Below are 680 nucleotides of genomic sequence, written 5' to 3'. Positions count from 1 at the left end.
TGTCCCGTCCTGAAATACGTTGACATAAAGAGGACTTCTTTATGACAACATCAAGTAACTCAAGCCGTAAGCGTACTCAACGCGATTACACCTTAGCTTTTAAATTAGGCGTTGTTGAACGTGTTGAAAAAGGCGAAATGACTTACAAGCAAGCGCAGACTCGTTTTGGTATTCAGGGTAAAACAACGGTACTCGTCTGGCTGAGAAAGCATGGTAAACTCGATTGGTCGAAACTCTTTCAGCATCCCCTTATGCCTCATTCAAAAGAAACCCCAGCCGAAACTATCAAGCGCCTTGAGCGTGAGTTAGCCGAAGCGAAACTGCGTAACCAAATTCTCAATGGTATGGTCGATATCATGGACAATGAATACGGAGCCGGCCTCAGAAAAAAGTACTTATCCGGTATCTCTGGCAAGCCAAAACCCAAAGCAAAATAAACCTCGCCGTTGCGTGTCGCGCTGTCGGTATTTCACGGCAAGGTATTTATCAGGCTGTCGCCCGAATGGCGAGCCGAAGCACTGAGCTATCGGTCATCAAAGATTGGGTCCAATATTGGCGTAACTATATGCCACGATTGGGGACGCGTAAGCTCTATACCTTGATACAGCCAAAGCTGGTTGAACATGATATCAAACTCGGGCGAGACGGGTTCTTTACCTACTTGAGAAGTGAAGGCTTGC

1 pseudogene is annotated in these 680 nt (G+C 46.5%); it reads left to right on the top strand.

Going from position 1 to position 680, the window contains the following annotated elements:
* Positions 1-41 precede the first annotated feature (41 nt).
* Positions 42-680: pseudogene (locus KV201_RS22385) on the top strand (IS3-like element ISSba4 family transposase); the annotation flags it as partial.

It is taken from the genome of Shewanella sp. SR1, assembly GCF_020447145.1.
In the GTDB taxonomy this organism is placed as follows: Bacteria; Pseudomonadota; Gammaproteobacteria; order Enterobacterales; family Shewanellaceae; genus Shewanella; species Shewanella baltica.
This window is presented reverse-complemented; position numbering and strand designations above follow the sequence as displayed.